Genomic DNA, 20,517 nt, shown 5'->3' on the forward strand with positions numbered 1-20,517 from the left:
AAAAGAACTATCAAAAAGTAAGCAAAATATTTGGTCAACCCAGGTTATTCCCTACATTTGCAAACAGAATGTTATCTTAAAAAGAAATTATATACTATGAAGACAGAAGTCATCTTATCAGCACTGGAAGCAAAACATCCGGGCGAAAAGGAGTATTTGCAAGCAGTAAAAGAAGTTCTTCTTTCAATTGAAGAAGTGTACAACCAGCATCCCGAATTCGAGAAAGCTAAAATCATCGAACGATTGGTTGAACCGGAACGTATTTTCACCTTCCGTGTGCCTTGGGTAGACGACAAAGGGGAAATACAAGTTAATTTAGGATATCGTGTACAATTCAATAATGCGATAGGCCCGTACAAAGGCGGTATTCGCTTCCATCCCTCCGTTAACCTGTCCATCCTGAAGTTCTTGGGATTCGAACAGACTTTCAAAAATGCATTGACAACATTACCGATGGGCGGTGGCAAAGGCGGTTCCGATTTCGCTCCACGCGGCAAAAGTGATGCGGAAATCATGCGCTTCTGCCAGGCTTTCATCCTCGAATTATGGCGTAACCTCGGACCGGATCGCGATGTTCCGGCAGGCGATATCGGTGTTGGCGGACGTGAAGTAGGTTATATGTATGGCATGTATAAGAAGCTGGCTCGAGAAAATACCGGTACGTTCACAGGTAAAGGTATGGAATTCGGCGGCTCTATCCTCCGTCCCGAAGCGACCGGTTTCGGTGCTCTTTACTTCGTTCACCAGATGTTGGAAACGCATGGTATAGATATTAAAGGTAAGACCGTCGCTATCTCCGGTTTCGGAAACGTCGCCTGGGGTGCTGCCACAAAAGCGACCGAACTGGGCGCAAAGGTCGTTACAATCTCCGGCCCGGACGGTTACATCTATGATCCGGACGGAATTTCCGGCGAAAAGATCGATTATATGCTGGAACTGCGTAACTCCGGTAATGACATCGTAGCTCCTTATGCCGAAGAATTTCCCGGTGCAACCTTCTACCCCGGCAAGAAACCCTGGGAACAGAAAGTGGATATCGCGCTGCCTTGTGCCACTCAGAACGAGTTGGATGCAGACGATGCACGCAAGCTGATCGAGAACAAGACATTATGCGTAGCCGAAGTTTCCAATATGGGATGTACGGCCGAAGCCGTCGATCTGTTCATCGAGCACAAACAACTCTTTGCTCCGGGCAAGGCTGTTAATGCCGGCGGTGTAGCAACTTCCGGTCTGGAAATGACTCAGAACGCCATGCATATTTCCTGGACGGCAACCGAAGTCGATGCCAAACTTCATCAGATCATGAGTGACATCCATCAGCAATGTGTCGAACACGGAAAAGACGGTAAATATATCAACTACGTGAAAGGTGCAAACATTGCCGGCTTCATGAAAGTAGCCAAGGCGATGATGGCACAGGGTATCGTATAAGATCGATATGTATTTGTTGTATTACCATACATAGAGAAGTGTGTCTATGAAAAGGGGGATGCTTGTAATCACAAGCATCCTTTTTTGTTTTTCCACTATTAATTAGTACATTTGCCTTGTGTGATATCTGAGATAACACCATGAAAATTAACTTCAAATGAATAATGCCATGCAAAGAAGAAATTTTTTCCGTTCTATCGCGTTGGGAAGTATGTCGGCCGCCCTTTCTCCAATCGTAAAAGCAGTTCCCCGGCAGGATCCGGCGAAACAGAAACCTGCAACCAATATAGACGAGGCTACGGCTATTCCCCGGACAAATCATTCCATGCCTGGCAAATATCCCGGTAAGGTGGTCAAGACCAATCATCCGGCTTGCATCGTAGACGCTCAGCCTTCGGAAGCCGCTGCCTATGAAATGTTGAAAACCTCCATGCTGAACCTGACCGAAAAATCGAACCTTCGCGATGCATGGCTCGAACTGGTTGGCCCACAGGATATCATCGGACTAAAGGTAAATCCGATTGCAGGAAAGCTGCTTTCCACTTCACACGCCGTAACCCAATCGATCATCAAGCAATTGGAAGAAGCGGGTATTCCACGAAAAAACCTGATCATTTGGGACAGGCGCGAAGCCGACCTGAAAGAATCCGGTTTTACCGAAGAAAATTATCCGGAGATCAAAATAATCGGCACGGAATATCAGGATGAAAACGGCAGTTATATCGATAAGGAAGGGAAATTCTACGGAGAAAGCCGGATCGACAAATCCCAGTCATTCTTCGTCGACTTGGAAGGCGAATATGATGCTTACACCATGCCTTATATGATAAACGGGGGCAAACATTCCTACTTTACCCGGATATGCACGGAAATGGTAACCAAGATCATCAATGTCCCGGTCATAAAAAATGCCGGTACAACCATTACTGTTTGCATGAAGAATCTGGCTTTCGGCTCCATAACGAATACGGCACGGCTTCACGGCCTCATGTGGCACGATACTTGCGCCTACACCTGCGCTTTTCCTCCTTTGCGGGATAAAGTCGTACTCAACATTGCCGACGGTCTGACCGGCTGTTTTGACGGAGGTCCCGCTGCAAACCCACAGTTTATCTGTCATTACAATACGCTTGTCGTGGGAACCGATCCTGTCGCAACCGACCGTATCTGCTATGACATTGTCCTTGCCAAACGGATTGAAGAAGGCCTGCAAGACAGTGAGAAAGCCGGTGCCCGCGCTTATATGGAGACAGCCCAGGAACTGCAACTGGGGGTAGCCGACATAAATAAAATAGAACTCAAAGAAATAAATCTGGAAGCATGAATAAATATCTGACAGAGGTCCTGTTTGCCCTCCTTATTCCTCTTACTGTTTGGGGACAAGCCCCGGAGATCAAACGGGAACGCATCTTTACCGGTACTGGACTGTACGGTTTTATGAATGGAGGAGCAGATCAGTTTCTGGAATATGGCGTCAGCAAACTGACTACACGGGACATCGTTTATAAAGGAAACGAATATACGGTCGATATCTACGAAATGCCGACGCCGGAAGATGCTTTCGGCATTTACTCCCTGCATGTCTTCAAATGTAGCCGGGCAGATACGCTTGGTTGCATTGATTGCTTGGCTCCTTATCAGTTGCAGGCTGTAGCAGGAAACAAATATATATCTGTCGTATTCCCCTCCGGTTCCGCTGCCGCCAAAAGCAAAGTGGACGAGTTGATCCGCCTATATGTACCGATAGAAGAAAAAGAGCCCCCCCGGATACCGGAAGCCCTCGATTTAGCCTTTCCCTATTCAGGGAAGTTAAAACTGCTGCGAGGCCCCATTTCCGTATCGGGAGTAAGCACGTCTCTTGCCAACTTGCTGGAAGGTATCTCTTATTCAGGAGTCTGGTTCATTGCCGACAAACCTGTGAAAGGGTACCGGGCTCTGATAGAGGTTACCGATCCGAAAGAAATCGAAATACTCAAAAAGAAAGTTCCGGCTCCGGACATTCTCAAGACTGGTGAGACTTACCTATTCATAAAAGGCTTCGAAAAAGAAACTGAACAGGATGATCACGGAGGATTCGGATTTTGAAGTACCAAACACTAATTAGGGACATTCAGTAAATGTCTTTAAAAACATAAAATGGCATATGAAGATGCTTTGTTCATATCATCTCATATGCCATTTTTATTATCTATTCTTTCTCTCTGACCTAAAATCTTCTCCTTTCGGGCACGATGTTCCGGAAGAAGCCTGGGACTTCTTCTAATAGATTCTTTATACTTATGCTATGCAGCTCTCTTCTGTCTGTTTTTGATTTTATCAATCATCAATATGGCGTTTGCCGTATGTATTCCAAAGAAAATCCACAGGATTTCTGTTTTCCTGTTCCGTGCTTTGACTTTCGATAGCGAGTAATGCTGTTTTTGCGTACCGAAACTGCCTTCAAGCCTGGTGGCTCTTTCCCTTGAGAGTTCACTCCTGAGAACCTTCCTCACCCGCTCATCCTTCGCGACCCTTCCCTTGCGTACAAAGGAGGTTGATATCCCATATTTTGTACAGAACTTCCTGTTGGCATTATTGGCGTATATGGAATCGGCGGCCACACACCTGACCCTTACATTCATCAACTTCTGATGCATACGGATACAATCCTTCAAGCGTATGCCCTCATTGAATGCCTTGAAAGAGACGTGCTCGATGAACGAGATCCCGTCTATCTGTATGTTATTAACCTTTGCGCCGAACTCTACAGATTTTACCTCCTTGCCCCTTACGATAGGGCGTACGTAATGACGGTCAATACTGACAATACGGTCACTGACCTTCCTGCCTTCAAAGAGTTCCTTTTCCTGTACAAGGACCTTTCTGATGATGGAAAGCCGCTTCTGATAATCCTGTGTATATGTGAGTGAAGAGCCGTATTCTCTGTGAATGTCATCCCGTTGTATGATGAGTTTTTCCAGGAGTCTGATCATGCGACGCCTCAGCATCCTTGTCCTTGAAGCCTTCCTCTTTCTTTTCTTGCAATAGGATAGATAGGATACTGCAACATCCGCATATTTGTTACGGGGACGCCTTATGCCGAGTTGCCCACAATGTATGCGGATATGCCGGTAGAGCCATTCGATGCTTTCCCAAAGGAGCTTCATGTCCGTAGGGAAACGCATATGACTTTCATAGCATGTGGCATCGGTCATGCATACGTGAAGGTTCTCAAGATAAGGCTTCCAGTGTGAGGCAAGGATTTTCTGAAGGGAGTCGATGTCAAGACGGGATGCTATCTCATTACGGACAGCACTGATTATCTTGTAGTTCGTTATAGGGCAGGACGGGTCTATCATGATACCACAGAACAACTGATAGTGTATGTTTCCGTTAAGATGTTCTACCAATAACCTGTCAGAGAATCCGGTGTAAGCCTTCAGTACCATAAGGGCTATCTTCGAGGAAGGACTGAAACTGTTCCTGCGACCCAAGCGGGATTGTGAAAGGCCTATCTCTTTGGCTATGCTCTCGAACGGAAACACGGAATGAAGACTGCCAAGTTCACTCGCATGAAAACTCTTACGATATTTTTCCAGAATATCGAATTCTGTAAACCCTAAAGTAGGGTGAATTTCTGAAATATTTTGTATCTTCGCCATATCTTAGTGTGGATATTTCCCCCGTTTTGGCCGTCAAACCGTATTTTACGGGGGAATACCTAAAGATACAAAAAAGCCAACTAATTCGCAATACTTTTAGTATGAATTAGTTGGCTAATTTTATAGGATTTACTGAATATCCCTAATTAGCGGACTTTACCCGGATTTTTCGCAATAAAATCCTTCCAGCCCGTATATTTCTTTTCCTGTATCGGATTATTCGTCTGGAAATAATGGCAAACGGCAGCGGCCAATCCGTCTGTCGCATCCAATTGCGGTAACATGGATGCTTCAGGAATATGCAGATAACGCTGTAGCATCCCGGCCACTTGTTCTTTTGCCGCATTTCCATTTCCGGTAATAGACATCTTGATCTTTAGCGGGGCATATTCGAATATCGGGATATCCCGCTCGAGCGCGGCAGCCATAGCGACTCCCTGTGCACGTCCCAGCTTCAACATACTCTGTACGTTCTTTCCGAAAAAGGGGGCTTCAATGGCCAATTCATCAGGATGATACTGGTCGATCAGTCCCAAAACACGCTCAAAAATCTTACGGAGCCGCAAATAATGATCCTCGTATTTATTTAATTGGAGTATGCCCATAGCTTCCAGTTTAGGTTTATTTCCTTCAATCTTCAACACTCCGTACCCCATCACAATCGTTCCGGGGTCAATGCCCAATATGACACGGTCTTTCGTCATTTCTCCCAGTCTATCTCTTCCAGTAAAGTACTAAAGCCGGCTATCTTATGGCCGAAGCGGGCAACCAGTGCCCGGTGAAGGTTGTTTCCTTCATTCTGTAACCAGAAATTCAACGTATCGACATTCTTGACATGAAACTGAACAGAAAAACTGACACCCTCTCCCGCCTCTGCCTGCATCACGCGTCGCAGGCATGGACGCTGCAGGAAACCACTTTCCACGGCTTTCGGGATATACTGTTTTTTCAAATATTCCAAGCTTTCATCCAGAATATCTTTTTCTATATGGAACGTCGTATTATAAACAATCATCTTATTTTCTATAAAAAATCTATGACAAAGATAGTGTATATATCAGGAAAAGCACTATCTTTGCACTTGAAAATAAGTTCTACGGGGGATTAGCTCATCTGGCTAGAGCGACAGACTGGCAGTCTGTAGGTGATCGGTTCGAGTCCGATATTCTCCACATCTTACGGCAAGTAAATAAAAAAGGCATTCAGAAATGAATGCCTTTTTTATTTCTATCTATCTTATTTTTTTGCATTTGCCAGCTCCGTTTCGATCGGATCGTCGTACTGTTTCTGCAATTTGTGCAGTTCGGTTTTCAGGCTGTCGATCAAGGCTTCGTTGCCCGGTTCATTATAGATGTTATGCATCTCCATCGGATCGCTTTGCAAGTCATAGAGTTCCCAAACGTCGATATCGTTATAAAAGTGCATCAGTTTATAACGGTCGGTACGAACACCGTAATGACGTTTCACTGCATGTTCCGCCGGATATTCGTAATAATGGTAATACAATGAAGTGCGCCAGTCTTTCGGCTTTTCACCTTTCAACAAAGGCAAATAGGAGTCGCCCTGAATATCTTCGGGAACAGGGACACCTGCCAACTGCAGGAAAGTCGCGGCATGATCGATATTCTGAACCATTTCGGGGATATCGCCTTTAACACCACCGGGGAAACGAACCAGCATCGGCGTACGGAACGATTCCTCATACATGAAACGTTTGTCGAACCAGCCATGTTCACCCATATAGAAACCCTGATCGGAAGTATAAACGATAATAGTATTCTCCAACAAACCATTTTTCTTCATATAGTCCAACACACGGCCCACATTGCGGTCTACAGAATGGATCACCCGCATATAATCGTGCATATACTGCTGGTATTTCCATTCGGCCAATGCCTTTCCCGTCAACTTCTGTTCCTTAAATTTCTTAATGATCGGATCATAATGTTTGTCCCAGGCCGCTTTCTGAGCCGGAGTCATCCGATTATACAAGCTACGGCCGCTTTTCTCAAGGCCGGTCGTCGTATGGATTTCATTTTCCTTATCCGCCATCTTCAAGTCATAGACAAGGTCCATATCCTTGATGATACTCATCTCCTGCTCGGATGCGGCAATACGTCCTTCATACTTGTCGTAGAACGTTTCGGGGACCGGATAAACGACATCTTCATACAGATCCAGGTCGCAAGTGTCCGGCATCCAGGTACGATGGGGGGCTTTGTGATGGAGCAAGAGGCAGAAAGGTTTGTTTTTATCGCGCTTGTTGTCCAGCCAGTCCAAAGCCAGGTCTGTCGTGATGTTCGTGGCATAGCCTTCGATCTGTTTCTTCTCTCCGTTATCAATGAAATAGGGATTATAATAATCCCCCTGTCCGGTCAGGATATTCCAGTAATCAAAGCCGGTAGGATCGGAAGTCAGGTGCCACTTCCCTACAATAGCCGTCTGGTAGCCGGCCTGCTTAAGCAATTTAGGAAAAGTCTGCTGGCTACCATCGAAACGTTTCGTATTGTCGGTAAAACCATTCTTGTGACTATGCTTGCCGGTCAGGAGACAAGCACGGCTGGGACCACTCAAAGAGTTGGCGACAAAACTGTTCGTAAATCGAACACCTTCATTGGCAATCCGGTCAATGTTCGGAGTTTCGATAAAACGTTGATCGTAGGCACTGATAGTCTGATAAGAATGATCGTCACACATGATGTAGAGAATGTTCATAGGTTTCTCCGGCACCTCTTTTTTGTCTTTCTGGACACAGGCAGGAAGAGCTACAGTAGCCAAACCTGTCAAAAGAAATAGTTGATTAGTTTTCATGATACATTATGTTTTTTGTCTGGATTTGGCAAAATTAAACAGAGCGAACGGAATAATCACTATTCAGACTAAAAAATATATAAAAAAGTCCCGAAACTTACTTCCGGGACTCTATCTTTACCTCTTATCTTTCTTATTTATTACAATACGGTAATTTGTACGGATTTCTGTATTCGTACCAGTACAGGCGATGTGATTCGGCCTCTTTATCTCCATCGAAGCTCAAAGTTGCGGGATTCCAATGAACAGGACGACCCAGTTCACGTGCGATATTCTGCAAGCAACAAAGCGTATTCGTGCTACAACCCACTTCAACCGGAGCAATCGGATTCTTGCGAGAACGAACGCAATCGACAAAATTCTGCATGTGCGGAGAACTTACTTCATATTCTCCCTTCCCAACTTTCTTTTCCTCTTTCGGTAACAAGGAAGGATCGGAGCATTCGATATAACCGCGAGCCACTTTCAACCAACCCTTATCGCCGATAAACTTGATGCCTTGCGCGTTGGCATTGTCCTCACGGTAAGGCTGTTCGGTCATCACGATGCCATTGGCATATTTCATCGTCGCATACTCTGTGCCTTCATATCCTTTCGGGATGAACTCTACCGGACCGGATCCGTCCATACCGATTGCAGCCTGCGCAATATCGAACATATGAGCACCCCAGTCGGCCGTATATCCGTTTCCGGTTTCCTGATACCAACGCCATGCACCCCACAACTTCTCGTTCTGTTCGGGATCGAGCGAGATAGGAGGACAAAGATCGGGATGATAATGGATTTTCGGATCGTTCAACGGTCCCATCCACTGATTGAAATTCAGATTACCGGGAACATCCATTTCCGGAAGGTTCAACGGCGTAGGCGGTTCGCCGACACGGGCATAGATCTTTTCGATATGGCCGATCTTACCGGCGCGAACCAATGCGATTGCATCCTGAAACTCCTTGCTCGAACGTTGCTGGCTACCGATCTGGAACACGCGGTTATTATCGCGCACGGCACGGGCGACAGCCAAACCTTCCGTAATCGTATAGGCCAGCGGTTTCTGGCAATAGACATCCTTACCACTCTGGCAAGCATGGATAGCAACCAGGGCATGCCAGTGGTCAGGTGTTGCCACTTCGATCACGTCGATATCCTTACGATCCAGCAAATCTTCATAGAATTCATACATATCACAACGGGGAGCTACGTTCTGGGATTTCTGCCAGGCTTCGACACGGCGTTTGAAGCGTTCCCGCTTCAAGGAATCCACGTCGCAACATGCTGCGACCTGCACACCCGGACAAGTAGAAAAACTCTTGAAGTCGGACAAACCTTGTTGCCCTAATCCGACAAATCCCAAAACGACACGATCACTCGGTGCGATACGCACACCATTTACAGCCCAGCTGGGCAGGATAGTCAAACTTGCCAATCCAAGTGCGGAAAGGCCGAGAAACTCCCGACGGGTTACCCCTTTCTTAATGTTTTCTTTCATGGTAATTCAAAATATATTGGACTAAAAAATTATTCGGACAAATATATCAATTATATATCGAAATAACGAATTGTTATGGAAAAGATGTCGTTTTATAACAATATATAAAAATACGTTTGTCTTAGAAGGCGTACCCGAAACCTACATTCAGGTAGATCGGATACATGGCAAAAGTAATCGTCTTGAAATTTTTATGGAAAATATCATTTAAGCCCCAAGTCAGATCAGCGCAGACATTCAAATGCTTGAAAGCACGCCATTCAGCGCCTAACTGTGCACCCCATTGAAACTTACGGATATTTTTAGAGAAATCATATAAGGCACTTTTACCATCTTCAAAAACAACCTTTTCTCCGGTCGGATCATTCTCACGCAGATAACCGTCATAGACATTCCCGGAAAAATCACCTTCCAACATATAAGCAAAATAGGGTCCCAGATTCATGCTGAAACGTGAATTGAACTGGTGAGTGGCCAGAACCGGAAAAGAAAGATAGGTGTTCTTGACATTTGTCTTTACATGCCCCGTCCAGTTTCCCTTGACGATCTCACCACCGTCACCAATAATCTCCATGCCGTAATTCTTTACAAGCGCATCTGTTTTCATACCTTTATTATCGAGACGAACCCCGATCCGCATCCCCCATTTCCGTTCCAGATCAAACCATTTGGTTACATTTCCTTCTATTGCTACCGCCATAGTCGGATTATAACCGGTTATTTCCCGAATCTCAACAGGTAAAGGCAACGGAGCCGTACCGCCGATATTAAAACCGGCCTTTACCTCATATTCCAAGCCGAGCAACGCAGACTTAATAATCCCTTGATTCCTGTCCGCCTGTCCAAAAGCAGGAACTGTCGCCAGTGACAAGACCAGCATACAGATATAGATCGCTATACTTTTTTTCTTCATTTCGCTCTTTATTTTAATTATCGGCTGCATAAATCAATTCAACTTCATCGATATATAAGGTACTCCCCGGAGCTCCCCGGAAATAATTACCTTCCTTACTGGAAGAAAAAACAATCGAGACATTATATCCACCGGATTTCAGTTTCTCGCGGTCGATAGCCTTACCGGGTTTCATTACAAAAGGAATATAAAACTCAGTCCATTCATCTGTCTCCTTCCTGTCTTTATCATCCAATAAGGCGACGGACACCAGATTCGGATGTGTATAATTACCTTCTACAATTGTCCCGTCCAGATAACGGACTTTGTCGGTTACTTCATAGAAGATAGCATAGACATCCCACGTATCCTTCTTATTCTTTACCGGTTCGCCTTTCTCCTGAAACACCTCACCTGCCTTATATTTATAATAACCTTTAATATAAGTCGGAATATGTTCGAACGGCATACCCAAACGAGTTGCTTTCAATGCATTCGTAAGAGCGCTCAAGACATCAAACGTTCCCATAAAAAGATTACCTGCAGCAATAGGCATACCGAAACCTTCTCCGAAACTACCCGTTTCCTTTGTTTCCAACTTCACACCCTTCCCTATTTTACCATCGGCAACAGAGCTCGTCGGGAAACTCGTCCGGTCTTTAGACCCCATACCAGTCAGTGCAAAACCGGCATTTCCGCTCGCCCAATTAATACGGTTACCTGTTGCTTCATCCAAATCATAAAATACATCATATGCATAATTCGTTTTCACTACCGAATCTACATCTTCGAAATGATATTCCGTACTGATTCCGGCAATCAGATAGGCAACCTGATATTCTTTCTTCCAGTTTCCATCCTGAGAAGTAACCGTATAATATTGTGGGGTTGTGAAGTCCCGTTCCGTACCGCCAGCAGGAGAAATTGTAGCGCCGGGTGTCAATGTAAACTCCGGAGCCTGATGCTTCAGATCGATATCCGCCTTTACCATCAACGTCACCTTATTATTCTCTATGACCGGATCTCTTTTCAGTATATCAGCGGGAACTATACAAGTTAATATATCCGCTTCCGCATTAGGCGCTTCGTCCCGTATACACGACATAAACGTGATGCTCAACAAAAGCCATGTGATCAAATAAGTTATTTTCATACTCTACTTGTTTTATAAATAATAAGTTTCCCTTAAAAAGCAAACCGGTTACAAAAATACGCTCCTTTTCTCAAAAAGCCACTGTATTTATATTTTTATCACAGTTTTTATTGTACCGCTCACCTTTTATTTATACATTTGGCTCAATAACTTATATTATCTAATTCACAAGACCATGACAACACGCAGAGATTTTATCCGGCAAGCAACCTTATTAGGTGCCGGCCTTTCCATGAGTCCTTTCTTTATTAATGCAACCCCCGGAAGCGTAGGGGCGAACGACAAGATACGTGTCGGCCTGATCGGTTGCAACGGTATGGGTTTTTCCGATTTGCAAGCATTCCTGCGGAATCCGGAGGTGGAATGTATCGCACTGTCTGACATTGACGAAGGCGTACTGAACAAACGGGCTGCCGATACGGAAAAGATTACAGGCAAGAAAGTTAAAAACCTTTACAAAGATTGGCGGAAACTGATCGACAACAAAGATATCGATGTTGTAATCGTCGGTACGCCCGACCATTGGCACTGCCTGCAAATGGTAGCCGCCTGCCAGGCCGGTAAAGATGTTTATTGCGAAAAGCCATTAGGCAACAGCATTGAAGAATGTAACATTATGGTTCGCGCCGCCGAGAAATACAACCGGGTGGTGCAGGTCGGACAATGGCAGCGCAGCGATCCGCACTGGCAGGATGCCATGGCATTCGTACATAGCGGCCAGTTAGGCAAGATCCGTACCGTCCGCGTCTTCTCGTATCAGGGTTGGTGCCCTTCCATTCCGGTAAAGCCGGACGAGGCCGTTCCTGCCGGAATCGACTATGACATGTGGCTGGGCCCGGCTCCTCAACGTCCGTTCAACCGGAATCGCTTCCATTTCACTTTTCGCTGGTTCTGGGATTATGCCGGAGGGCTGATGACCGACTGGGGCGTGCACTTGCTTGACTATGCATTATATGGCATGAATGTAACGGCTCCGAACTCCATCATGGCTTCGGGCGGGAAGTTCGGTTATCCGGACGATGCCTGCGAAACGCCGGATTTGTTGCAAACAATCTATACTTTCGACGATTTCACGGTTATGTGGGATCATGCGATCGGTATCGACGACGGGGCTTACGGACGTAATCACGGCCTGGGATTTGTCGGTGAGAACGGGACGCTGGTTGTCGACCGTGGCGGCTGGGAAGTAATCCCCGAAAAGGTAAACGGCAAAGCGCGCATGGAAGCTGTCCCTTTGAAGAAAGCATACGGTGAAGGCGGATTGAACCTGCACGTAAAGAACCATCTGGAATGCATCAAGTCGCGCAACCGTAATTGTAATGCCAGCATCGAGATCGGCGCCCACATCGCCAAATTCTCCCAATTGGGCAACATCGCCTACCGTACCGGTAAGAAGTTGACGTGGGATGGCAAGAGTTTCCACGATGCGGAAGCCGATAAATATTTATGTAAAGAATACCGGGCTCCCTGGGAACTGCCGAAGATTTAAACAAAAAGGGCGGCCGGATGGTCGCCCTTTTCATTTATTGGTGTTCCTGTCGCAGTAAATCATTTACCGTCTTAACCGGGTTGAAGGTTTCGATAGGCACTTCGACAAAGATTGTATTCCAGTCGCTCATCGCACCATTCCACAGACCGGGCAATTCCAACGCTTTCAGTTCGCGGCCATCCTTGCTCTTATAGGAGATGAACCCGGTGTTCTTGTCCACATAATCCGGCAGGTTGAACTTCTCGCCTTTGTAATTCTTCAACGCACAAACCAAATCCACCGGATTGAAGTGCGTACCTTGTTCGAACATCGCTTTCTTTTCGGGATCTTTCAAGTCGATCTGAGAACTTTCGAGAATCTGCAAAGATATAGTTCCATCCGAGTTGACAGCGAGGAACGGACCACCGCCCGGTTCACCGACATTCTTCACCATACCGCAGACGCGCAACGGACGGTTCAGCTTGCTCTTGATATAAAGAATCAATTCGGCATCTTCCAGCAATTTCATTTCCGGGTTCTTCACACACAAGTCTTCCTGCAGGAAATGAATCATATCTTCTACCTGGTCATGCGAATACTTACCGCTGTCGATCAGTTCCAGATACTTGAAGATGCGTTCCTGTAGAGAAACCAATACGCCGGCGATCACCTTCTTGAAGATAACGGTCGAACATTTGAAGCTGTCCGGCACCACATTATCGATATTCTTAACAAACACCACATCGGCATCCACATCGTTCAGGTTTTCAATCAAGGCACCGTGGCCGCCCGGACGGAACAACAGGTTACCGTTCTTGTCACGGAACGGATTATTTTCCATATCGGCAGCAATCGTATCGGTACTCGGTTTCTGCACACTGAAAGAAATATCGTATTTGACAGAAAATTTCTCTTCATAATCTCCCGCTTTGGCGGCAACCAACTGTTCGAACAACTCCTTATGTTCGGGTGATACCGTGAAATGGATATTCACTTCTCCGGCATTATTCTTCGCATACATCGCACCTTCGGCCAGATGTTCTTCCATAGCCGTACGGGATGTTTTCGGATAAGAGTGGAAAAGCAACAGACCTTTCGGAAGCTGTCCGTAGTTCAGCCCTTTCGGCTCCAACAAGTTGGCAACAACAGCTTTATACTGTCCGAGAGCAACCAGTGCCGGAATATCTTTCGCTTCATTCCCGATACAAGCCTGGTTCAAAGCATCATAGAAAGCAAACTTCCTGATATCGTCGAAGAACTTCTTCTCAAACGCATTCTGAGGCTCGTCATAACCGGCAGACAGGAACTCATACAGGTTCTTGAACATACGGCTTGCCGCACCCGAAGCCGGCACGAACTTCACAATCTTCTTATTCTTTGCCAAGTAAGTATCCCAGGCATCCATATAAGCAGCCTGTTGTTCCTGCGGGATCACCCTAATCCCTCTCTCTACCGACGCTGAAGCTGTAATTTCTAAGAAAGGAAACCCTTTCACGAAACAAGCCAACTGTTCTTCAATCTGCTTTTCGCTGATCCCTTTAGCCGCCAGTAACTCTAAGTCTTTTGCGTTTAACATAGTATATCTTTTTAATAAGTTAATAATCAGACACGCTACAAAGGCCTACCAGCCAATGTATATCGCAAATGTATAAAAATACCATTAGAATTGCATTGATATTCGCAGAAAAACTTACTTTTACGGTATGTTTTACGGACAGCCCTCAAACAGGCAGTAAAAAGACAGACGACTATGGATATACAACCGTTCTTTACCGAAGAGGAGAAAAAGCAGTTTTTCTCCAAGTATAAGCAATTATTACGCCATCTATACTCTTTCCTGAAAAAAGAAGATCTGAGTAAGATGAAGGAGTTGATGCACCGGGTTGTAGCTTTGGATTGTTACGGACGAGACAAAAACGGCATCAACGGCCTGCTCCGCAATATCGACACAGCGTTAATCGCCACCGTAGAGATCGGGCTGAAGCGCACCTCGGTCATCGCGCTCCTGCTCTACCGCCCAGTCCTGAAAAAGATCGTCACGCTGGATGAAGTGAAAGCAACATTCGATTCGGATGTCGCCCTGATCATCAGCCGCCTGCTGAAAACTTCGGACCTTTACGCCCGCAATACGGCTGTCGATTCCGAAAACTTCCATAAGTTGTTGTTCTCGTTTGCCGAAGACGTACGCGTGATCCTGATTATGATCGCCGACCGTCTTTGCCTGATGCGCCTCGGCAAACATTTAAAGAACGACGATGACCGGAAACGGCTGGCGACGGAGGTTTCTTACCTCTACGCCCCACTTGCCCACCGCCTCGGATTATACACCATCAAGAGCGAATTGGAAGATTTGTCGCTGAAATATACCGACCGCAAGCAGTACGACTTCATCAAACAGAAACTGAACGAGACGAAGCGTTCGCGCGACATCTACATCGCCGAGTTTATCGCACCGATCAAGAGCAAGTTGGAAGATGCCGGCTTCCGGTTCGACATCAAGGGACGTACCAAATCCATCCATTCCATCAACAACAAGCTGAAAAAGCAGAACATCCCGTTTGAAGACATATACGACTTGTTCGCCATCCGTATCATCTTAGACACCCCGTATGAAAAGGAACGTTCGGATTGCTGGCAGGTCTACTCGATCATCACCGACATGTACCAGCCGAACCCAAAGCGCATGAAAGACTGGATTTCCATCCCGAAAACGAACGGTTACGAGAGTTTGCATATCACCGTGATGGGGCCGCAGAACAAATGGGTGGAAGTGCAGATCCGCACCCGCCGCATGGACGAGATCGCCGAGCGGGGACTGGCCGCGCACTGGAAATACAAAGGGGGAAAAGCGGAAAGCGGACTGGATGAATTCCTGAACACCGTACGCGCCGCCTTAGAAACGAAGGAGAACAACCCGCTCGACCTGATGCAGGATTTCAAGATGGACTTGTACAAGGACGAGATCTATGTCTTCACTCCGACAGGCGAACTGATCAAGCTGGCCAAAGGGGCGACCGTGCTTGACTTTGCTTTCGCAATCCATACCAAGCTCGGCAGCAAATGCGTATCGGCAAAAGTGAACGAGAGGAATGTCCCTATAAAATATGTATTGAACAACGGCGACACGGTTTCTATCATCACCGCCCCTACCCAGAGCCCGAAGCGCGACTGGCTGAACATCGTCGTCACTTCCAAAGCACGGGTAAAGATCAAACAGGCACTCCGTGAAGAGACTGCCAAAGCGGTAGACTTCGCCAAAGAAATGCTGCAACGCCGTTTCAAGAACCGGAAGATCGAGATGGAAGAACCGGTCTTGATGCGTTATATCAAAAAGAAAGGTTTCAAGACCGTCACCGACTTCTATGTCGAGATAGCCGAGGAACGCCTCGACCCGAATCAGGTTATCGACGAATACCTGGAGCAGGTTCGCCGGGAAACGGAAACGAACGAACATACCGAAGTCCGCAGCGCCGAAGAATATATCACGACGACCGAGGCGGAAGAGATCGCGACGAACAAGGATGTCTTAGTGATCGACAAGAACCTGACAGGCATCGAATATAAACTGGCGAAATGCTGCAACCCGATCTACGGGGACGAGGTGTTCGGTTTCGTCTCCACACAAGGGATCAAGATCCACCGTATGGACTGCCCGAACGCGCAGGAGATGTTCAGCCGTTTCGGCTACCGCATCATCCAGGCGAAATGGAGCGGCAAGGGAGACAACGGGTATATCGTTACGCTCCGGGTGATCGGCCGTGACGACATCGCAATTGTCACCAACATCACCTCCGTCATCAGCAAGGAAACGGGTGTCACGCTCCGCTCATTGAACATCGACTCGGTAGACGGGATCTTCCAGGGAAACTTTACGGTAATGGTTCGCGACACGACGGCGCTGAATATGTTGACCAAAAAGATCAACGCGGTGAAAGGGGTCAAAACAGTCGAAAGGTTAAACTCATAAAATTACAGCCATCGATATTGCTAAAGAAGGAGATTGAACTCGATCTACATACTATAAATTCTTATTGTTCTTCAAATTTAATGGTGGATTATACCATTCACCAGAATACGACCGCCGGGTAAAAGATGTCCGGCGTGACTTGTCTTAACAAAAAAATTTGCACTCTAATTTGACTTTTGCCATTTTGTAAGGTCTTATATATAGAAGTTCATCCGGAAGAACTATTTGCAAATTAAAATGTATAACATAATTTTTGAAACAATGAACTCGATATTCAAGAAAGCAATAGGATTAATAGCTGTAATATCATTTATGACCTGTTGTTCAGCAAGTGCACAACATCGTCACCATCCGCAGCGTGTCGTTACTGTAATTGCAAAACCGGCAACGACAGTCCGCATAGACAGCAAGTTCAATCGAAAAGAACGGCTCCAGATGGCAATTGCGTATCTAAAACAGAATCAATACCTGTCCATTAAGAAGTATGCAAAAATGACGGGATTGTCGAAAGACATGGCAGAAGCGGAACTCGATGCGTTCGCCTGCAATGAAAAGAATCCGATAATGCTTGTTGTTACGGGCAAGAAGAAATTATATACCAAGAGATAAGAACATCCGTCACGCAATGGCTGTAAAAAACAATGATATTATCCTTGCGATGAAAAAGCATCCCGACAAGGGTTTCCGCCTGCTGATGGCGACTTACAAAGAGCCGGTCTATTGGCATATCCGCAGGCTTGTCGTGACACATGCAGACGCACAAGATGCAACGCAGGAAACATTCGTGAGGATATTCCGCTCTTTTGACCGGTTCAATGAAAGCGGTTCATTTACCGCATGGATTTACAAGATTGCGACAAATGAGGCATTACGCATATTGAGTCGCTACCACGAAGAACAGTTGTCTTTGGACTATGAGGCCGCCGATGCCGGAGGAATTATGGCCGACACCTATGTGGACTACGGCGATTTGGAGTCTATCAAATTGCAGAATGCCATATTATCGCTTCCGGCCAAACAGCAGATAGCATTCAATTTACGCTATTATGACGAATTGGATTACGAAGAGATTGCCGAAGTCACAGGCTCGACGGTTTCCGCCGCAAAAGCAAATTACCATATTGCCAAAGATAAGATTATACAGTATATGAACTCGCACGACTAAAAGGAATGAATATGAATAAAAATTTCGATTTCAACAAGGCAGGAAAACGGATGCCTTATACCGTTCCCGATGATTTCTTTACAGAAATGGAGGATAATGTCTGGCAGGAACTGAAAAGGCAACCGGCAGTCAAGACAAAAAAGGACCGTACGTTCATGCGCGTCGTAATAACCGCCCTGACAACGACAGCTGCCGCCATTGTGCTGGCTCTCGTTCTTAATCAAGGACATTCGGTTGGCTTTGCTGATGTGGAACAGGCATTCGGCAATCTCAGCACAGAAGATCAGATATATATGTTCTCTGTATATCAAGACGATATTTTTATTAACGAATAAAAAGTTTGAACAGTTATGAAAAGTTTTTTTAGCCTATTTATGCTTGCTGTCGCAATGATGGCTTATTGTGGAACGATATGTGCCCAAAATAGTAACAAACAACGCCTGAGCCGTGAAGAACTGGCAGAAAAGCAAGCACGGCATATCGCGAATGAAATGGTGATGGATGATACCATAGCGGAGCGGTTTGTCGAGACTTACTGCCAATACCAAAAAGAGATATGGGCACTCGGTCCGAGAACAGGCAAAAACTCCCGTCGTAATGCGCCGTCAGAAACGGATGTGGAAACGGAACAGGAGATAAAAGATCGCTTCGAGCATAGCCAAAAGATTTTGGATATCCGGCAAAAATATTACAAGGAATACAGCAAGTTCCTGACGCAAAAACAAATCAAGCGTGTGTACGAACTGGAACGGCAAATAATGGATCGCCTGTCAAAACGCAAAGGTAATGGCAATCGGAACAGAAGATAAAATACGCAGAAAGATGAAAAGTAGAACCTTATTCTGTTTTATGGCACTGCTTGCCTTTGCATCGTGTTCGGATAACGATGAAGAAATAGAAGATATCGTATTTCCCTGCGAGCAAGAGCAGGATTCAGCCCATAAAAACCTCACCGCTATCATCTCTGACGGACTTCATGCCAATTGGAGTGCAGGCGATATTATAATGCTCCTTCACGATGGGCAAACAGTTCTCGTGGAAGCACAGGAAACGGGGTGCAAGTCGAGCCTTTCAGGCACTGTCGAAGGCACTTTTACCGATGAGAATCCTTTGTGTGGCACTTATCCGGCAGATAACATGGTGTCTTCGGATCATGAAAGTATAACTGTAACCGTTCCCTCCGCTCAAACAGACGGGGGCAACGGGTATGATGAAAAGTCTGTAGTGACAGTGGCCCGTACCGTCTCTGATTCTCTGTTTTTCCATACTGTTTGCGGTGGCATAAAACTCAACTTCCAAATGGCGGGTGTAACAAAGGTAGAGTTGGAAAGTGTCGATGGTTATGCCCTGTCCGGTACAGCCAGGATTAAATGGGATGATCAGGGAAAGCCTATGATGGATGGAACAGAAAACGCCAATTCCATCATTACTTTCAGTGCTTCTGATGAGTCCGGCTTCACTCCCGGAAAGGACTATTATATCTCTACTTTTCCTTGTGAAGTCTATGGCGGATACAGGCTTTCCATCTACAAGGCCGGATTGGTCGCTCATTATTTCGGCGTACACCAGACGGTGGAACGGGCCTGTTTTATAATTCCGAACGATTTGATGGAAAGCGAATTGGAGTTTGACAACCCCGATGCGCCGCTTGTGGAAGAAGAACGTCCTGAACTGGATGCCACTACGACTGCTCTTCTCCGCCAATACCAACAGAACCCGACGGAAGAGAATAAGCAGGCATTGTTAGATCAAATGGGACTTCGCTATGATAAGGTCGTGGCACGAAAGAAAGCCAAGCTCCGTGAACTGGAGAGAGAGGCAAAAACTCCCGACCTCGTAGAAGAAATGCAGGGTATTGTGGACGAGATGGTCGAGAATCGGGATATTCGGCTCGAACAACAGTTCCTGAGACTCATTGACCCTCGAATCGACGACAACCCGAATGACGCCTGGATGGTGTTGCGCGGTGCATCAGCTCCGAATGCTTACATCGGTTTTGCACCTGTGACTAATGCTGAATACGCAGCCTTCAAAGATGGCTTTATCTATGATAAAGGAAAAGAGAACTATCCGGTAGTAAATGTTACGATTGCCGAAGCCACTGCTTATTGCGACTGGCTTACGGCCCGAGACGACTCGCACGCATATCATCTTCCAAGCGATGAAGAGTGGATTCTCGGTGCCGGTCATATGCCTAAAGATGTCTCCATGAACTCGGGCCACGTGGAATCCGGATTGACGGCGGTGGATGCTTACAAGCAAACAACCGGCGCTTGTGGAGGCATCGATTTCTGGGGCAATTGCTGGGAATGGACCTCATCAACGAACACAAACGGTTCGTATATCGTCAAAGGTGGTAGTTGGGATTCTGACCGGGATGATTGCCGTAGTGAAAAATCGGATGTCGTGAGAATGGGTTCACAGGGCTACGCCAATGTCGGTTTCAGGGTGGTAAGGGTTGATTCTTTCAATACCGTGGCATATATACAATCAATGTAAACAG

18 protein-coding genes and 1 tRNA gene are annotated in these 20,517 nt (G+C 46.1%); 11 read left to right on the forward strand and 8 right to left on the reverse strand.

The features are described 5' to 3' along the window. The first annotated feature begins 96 nt into the window (after positions 1–96). The 3 genes from gdhA to ACPYIV_RS11195 all read left to right on the forward strand — a co-directional run bounded on the left by gdhA (position 97) and on the right by ACPYIV_RS11195 (position 3,516). Positions 97–1,431, forward strand: a complete 1,335-nt coding sequence (gene gdhA, locus ACPYIV_RS11185; RefSeq protein ID WP_293739227.1) for an NADP-specific glutamate dehydrogenase — start codon at positions 97–99, stop codon at positions 1,429–1,431. Between the two features lie 169 nt (positions 1,432–1,600). Continuing rightward, positions 1,601–2,755, forward strand: coding sequence for a DUF362 domain-containing protein (locus ACPYIV_RS11190; protein WP_425883026.1), 1,155 nt, complete (start codon positions 1,601–1,603; stop codon positions 2,753–2,755). Beyond that, positions 2,752–3,516, forward strand: a complete 765-nt coding sequence (locus tag ACPYIV_RS11195) for a DUF6599 family protein (RefSeq protein ID WP_425883028.1) — start codon at positions 2,752–2,754, stop codon at positions 3,514–3,516. The genes ACPYIV_RS11190 and ACPYIV_RS11195 overlap by 4 nt, the downstream gene beginning before the upstream one ends. A 197-nt stretch (positions 3,517–3,713) precedes the next feature. Here the strand turns inward: ACPYIV_RS11195 and ACPYIV_RS11200 are convergent, their stop codons facing one another. From ACPYIV_RS11200 to ACPYIV_RS11210, 3 genes are all read right to left on the reverse strand, one after another. Then, positions 3,714–5,072 (reverse strand): transposase, encoded by a 1,359-nt coding sequence (locus ACPYIV_RS11200; RefSeq protein ID WP_425883030.1) that lies wholly within the window; start codon positions 5,070–5,072, stop codon positions 3,714–3,716. A gap of 146 nt (positions 5,073–5,218) precedes the next feature. After that, on the reverse strand, positions 5,219–5,776 hold the full coding sequence (ruvC, locus tag ACPYIV_RS11205) for a crossover junction endodeoxyribonuclease RuvC (protein ID WP_293731774.1): 558 nt from the start codon (positions 5,774–5,776) through the stop codon (positions 5,219–5,221). Further along, complete coding sequence (locus ACPYIV_RS11210) at positions 5,773–6,087, reverse strand: DUF4286 family protein (RefSeq protein ID WP_293731773.1); 315 nt, start codon at positions 6,085–6,087, stop codon at positions 5,773–5,775. Before ACPYIV_RS11210 ends, ruvC begins: the two co-directional genes overlap by 4 nt. A gap of 83 nt (positions 6,088–6,170) precedes the next feature. On the opposite strand from ACPYIV_RS11210, the gene ACPYIV_RS11215 reads away from it, so the two are divergent. Further along, positions 6,171–6,244 (forward strand) — tRNA-Ala (locus ACPYIV_RS11215). A gap of 64 nt (positions 6,245–6,308) precedes the next feature. Here the strand turns inward: ACPYIV_RS11215 and ACPYIV_RS11220 are convergent. The 4 genes from ACPYIV_RS11220 to ACPYIV_RS11235 all read right to left on the reverse strand — a co-directional run bounded on the left by ACPYIV_RS11220 (position 6,309) and on the right by ACPYIV_RS11235 (position 11,414). Beyond that, positions 6,309–7,883, reverse strand: coding sequence for a sulfatase family protein (locus ACPYIV_RS11220; RefSeq protein ID WP_293731772.1), 1,575 nt, complete (start codon positions 7,881–7,883; stop codon positions 6,309–6,311). A 133-nt stretch (positions 7,884–8,016) separates the two neighbouring features. Next, positions 8,017–9,369, reverse strand: a complete 1,353-nt coding sequence (locus ACPYIV_RS11225) for a Gfo/Idh/MocA family protein (RefSeq protein ID WP_293731771.1) — start codon at positions 9,367–9,369, stop codon at positions 8,017–8,019. A gap of 121 nt (positions 9,370–9,490) precedes the next feature. Continuing rightward, positions 9,491–10,282, reverse strand: coding sequence for a porin family protein (locus ACPYIV_RS11230; protein ID WP_425883033.1), 792 nt, complete (start codon positions 10,280–10,282; stop codon positions 9,491–9,493). 13 nt (positions 10,283–10,295) lie between these two features. Beyond that, positions 10,296–11,414, reverse strand: a complete 1,119-nt coding sequence (locus ACPYIV_RS11235; protein ID WP_425883035.1) for a PCMD domain-containing protein — start codon at positions 11,412–11,414, stop codon at positions 10,296–10,298. 175 nt (positions 11,415–11,589) lie between these two features. On the opposite strand from ACPYIV_RS11235, the gene ACPYIV_RS11240 reads away from it, so the two are divergent. Next, positions 11,590–12,903 (forward strand): Gfo/Idh/MocA family protein, encoded by a 1,314-nt coding sequence (locus ACPYIV_RS11240; protein WP_425883037.1) that lies wholly within the window; start codon positions 11,590–11,592, stop codon positions 12,901–12,903. A 34-nt stretch (positions 12,904–12,937) separates the two neighbouring features. Here the strand turns inward: ACPYIV_RS11240 and ACPYIV_RS11245 are convergent, their stop codons facing one another. Next, positions 12,938–14,458, reverse strand: a complete 1,521-nt coding sequence (locus ACPYIV_RS11245) for a DUF4301 family protein (protein WP_293731767.1) — start codon at positions 14,456–14,458, stop codon at positions 12,938–12,940. Between the two features lie 174 nt (positions 14,459–14,632). On the opposite strand from ACPYIV_RS11245, the gene ACPYIV_RS11250 reads away from it, so the two are divergent. The 6 genes from ACPYIV_RS11250 (at position 14,633) to ACPYIV_RS11275 (ending at position 20,513) form a co-directional block, all read left to right on the forward strand. Then, positions 14,633–16,849, forward strand: a complete 2,217-nt coding sequence (locus ACPYIV_RS11250; RefSeq protein ID WP_293731766.1) for a RelA/SpoT family protein — start codon at positions 14,633–14,635, stop codon at positions 16,847–16,849. 261 nt (positions 16,850–17,110) lie between these two features. Continuing rightward, positions 17,111–17,458 carry a hypothetical protein gene (locus ACPYIV_RS11255; protein ID WP_293731765.1) on the forward strand — a complete coding sequence of 116 codons (348 nt, stop codon included), beginning with the start codon at positions 17,111–17,113 and terminating at the stop codon, positions 17,456–17,458. A 16-nt stretch (positions 17,459–17,474) separates the two neighbouring features. Beyond that, complete coding sequence (locus ACPYIV_RS11260) at positions 17,475–18,014, forward strand: RNA polymerase sigma factor (protein WP_425883041.1); 540 nt, start codon at positions 17,475–17,477, stop codon at positions 18,012–18,014. A gap of 11 nt (positions 18,015–18,025) precedes the next feature. Then, complete coding sequence (locus ACPYIV_RS11265; protein ID WP_425883043.1) at positions 18,026–18,349, forward strand: hypothetical protein; 324 nt, start codon at positions 18,026–18,028, stop codon at positions 18,347–18,349. Between the two features lie 15 nt (positions 18,350–18,364). Further along, positions 18,365–18,823, forward strand: coding sequence for a hypothetical protein (locus tag ACPYIV_RS11270; RefSeq protein ID WP_293731762.1), 459 nt, complete (start codon positions 18,365–18,367; stop codon positions 18,821–18,823). 13 nt (positions 18,824–18,836) lie between these two features. Beyond that, positions 18,837–20,513 (forward strand): formylglycine-generating enzyme family protein, encoded by a 1,677-nt coding sequence (locus tag ACPYIV_RS11275; protein ID WP_425883045.1) that lies wholly within the window; start codon positions 18,837–18,839, stop codon positions 20,511–20,513. The last annotated feature ends 4 nt before the right edge of the window (positions 20,514–20,517 follow it).

This window comes from Parabacteroides vesiculifaciens (assembly GCF_049860805.1).
Classification (GTDB): Bacteria; Bacteroidota; Bacteroidia; order Bacteroidales; family Tannerellaceae; genus Parabacteroides.

What these genes read in the sequence shown, in the direction of transcription:
- gdhA (WP_293739227.1), top strand. Translation starts at nt 97, where the DNA reads ATGAAGACAGAAGTCATCTTATCAGCACTGGAAGCAAAACATCCGGGC.
- ACPYIV_RS11190 (WP_425883026.1), top strand. Translation starts at nt 1,601, where the DNA reads ATGCAAAGAAGAAATTTTTTCCGTTCTATCGCGTTGGGAAGTATGTCG.
- ACPYIV_RS11195 (WP_425883028.1), top strand. Translation starts at nt 2,752, where the DNA reads ATGAATAAATATCTGACAGAGGTCCTGTTTGCCCTCCTTATTCCTCTT.
- ACPYIV_RS11200 (WP_425883030.1), bottom strand. Translation starts at nt 5,072, where the DNA reads ATGGCGAAGATACAAAATATTTCAGAAATTCACCCTACTTTAGGGTTT.
- ruvC (WP_293731774.1), bottom strand. Translation starts at nt 5,776, where the DNA reads ATGACGAAAGACCGTGTCATATTGGGCATTGACCCCGGAACGATTGTG.
- ACPYIV_RS11210 (WP_293731773.1), bottom strand. Translation starts at nt 6,087, where the DNA reads ATGATTGTTTATAATACGACGTTCCATATAGAAAAAGATATTCTGGAT.
- ACPYIV_RS11220 (WP_293731772.1), bottom strand. Translation starts at nt 7,883, where the DNA reads ATGAAAACTAATCAACTATTTCTTTTGACAGGTTTGGCTACTGTAGCT.
- ACPYIV_RS11225 (WP_293731771.1), bottom strand. Translation starts at nt 9,369, where the DNA reads ATGAAAGAAAACATTAAGAAAGGGGTAACCCGTCGGGAGTTTCTCGGC.
- ACPYIV_RS11230 (WP_425883033.1), bottom strand. Translation starts at nt 10,282, where the DNA reads ATGAAGAAAAAAAGTATAGCGATCTATATCTGTATGCTGGTCTTGTCA.
- ACPYIV_RS11235 (WP_425883035.1), bottom strand. Translation starts at nt 11,414, where the DNA reads ATGAAAATAACTTATTTGATCACATGGCTTTTGTTGAGCATCACGTTT.
- ACPYIV_RS11240 (WP_425883037.1), top strand. Translation starts at nt 11,590, where the DNA reads ATGACAACACGCAGAGATTTTATCCGGCAAGCAACCTTATTAGGTGCC.
- ACPYIV_RS11245 (WP_293731767.1), bottom strand. Translation starts at nt 14,458, where the DNA reads ATGTTAAACGCAAAAGACTTAGAGTTACTGGCGGCTAAAGGGATCAGC.
- ACPYIV_RS11250 (WP_293731766.1), top strand. Translation starts at nt 14,633, where the DNA reads ATGGATATACAACCGTTCTTTACCGAAGAGGAGAAAAAGCAGTTTTTC.
- ACPYIV_RS11255 (WP_293731765.1), top strand. Translation starts at nt 17,111, where the DNA reads ATGAACTCGATATTCAAGAAAGCAATAGGATTAATAGCTGTAATATCA.
- ACPYIV_RS11260 (WP_425883041.1), top strand. Translation starts at nt 17,475, where the DNA reads ATGGCTGTAAAAAACAATGATATTATCCTTGCGATGAAAAAGCATCCC.
- ACPYIV_RS11265 (WP_425883043.1), top strand. Translation starts at nt 18,026, where the DNA reads ATGAATAAAAATTTCGATTTCAACAAGGCAGGAAAACGGATGCCTTAT.
- ACPYIV_RS11270 (WP_293731762.1), top strand. Translation starts at nt 18,365, where the DNA reads ATGAAAAGTTTTTTTAGCCTATTTATGCTTGCTGTCGCAATGATGGCT.
- ACPYIV_RS11275 (WP_425883045.1), top strand. Translation starts at nt 18,837, where the DNA reads ATGAAAAGTAGAACCTTATTCTGTTTTATGGCACTGCTTGCCTTTGCA.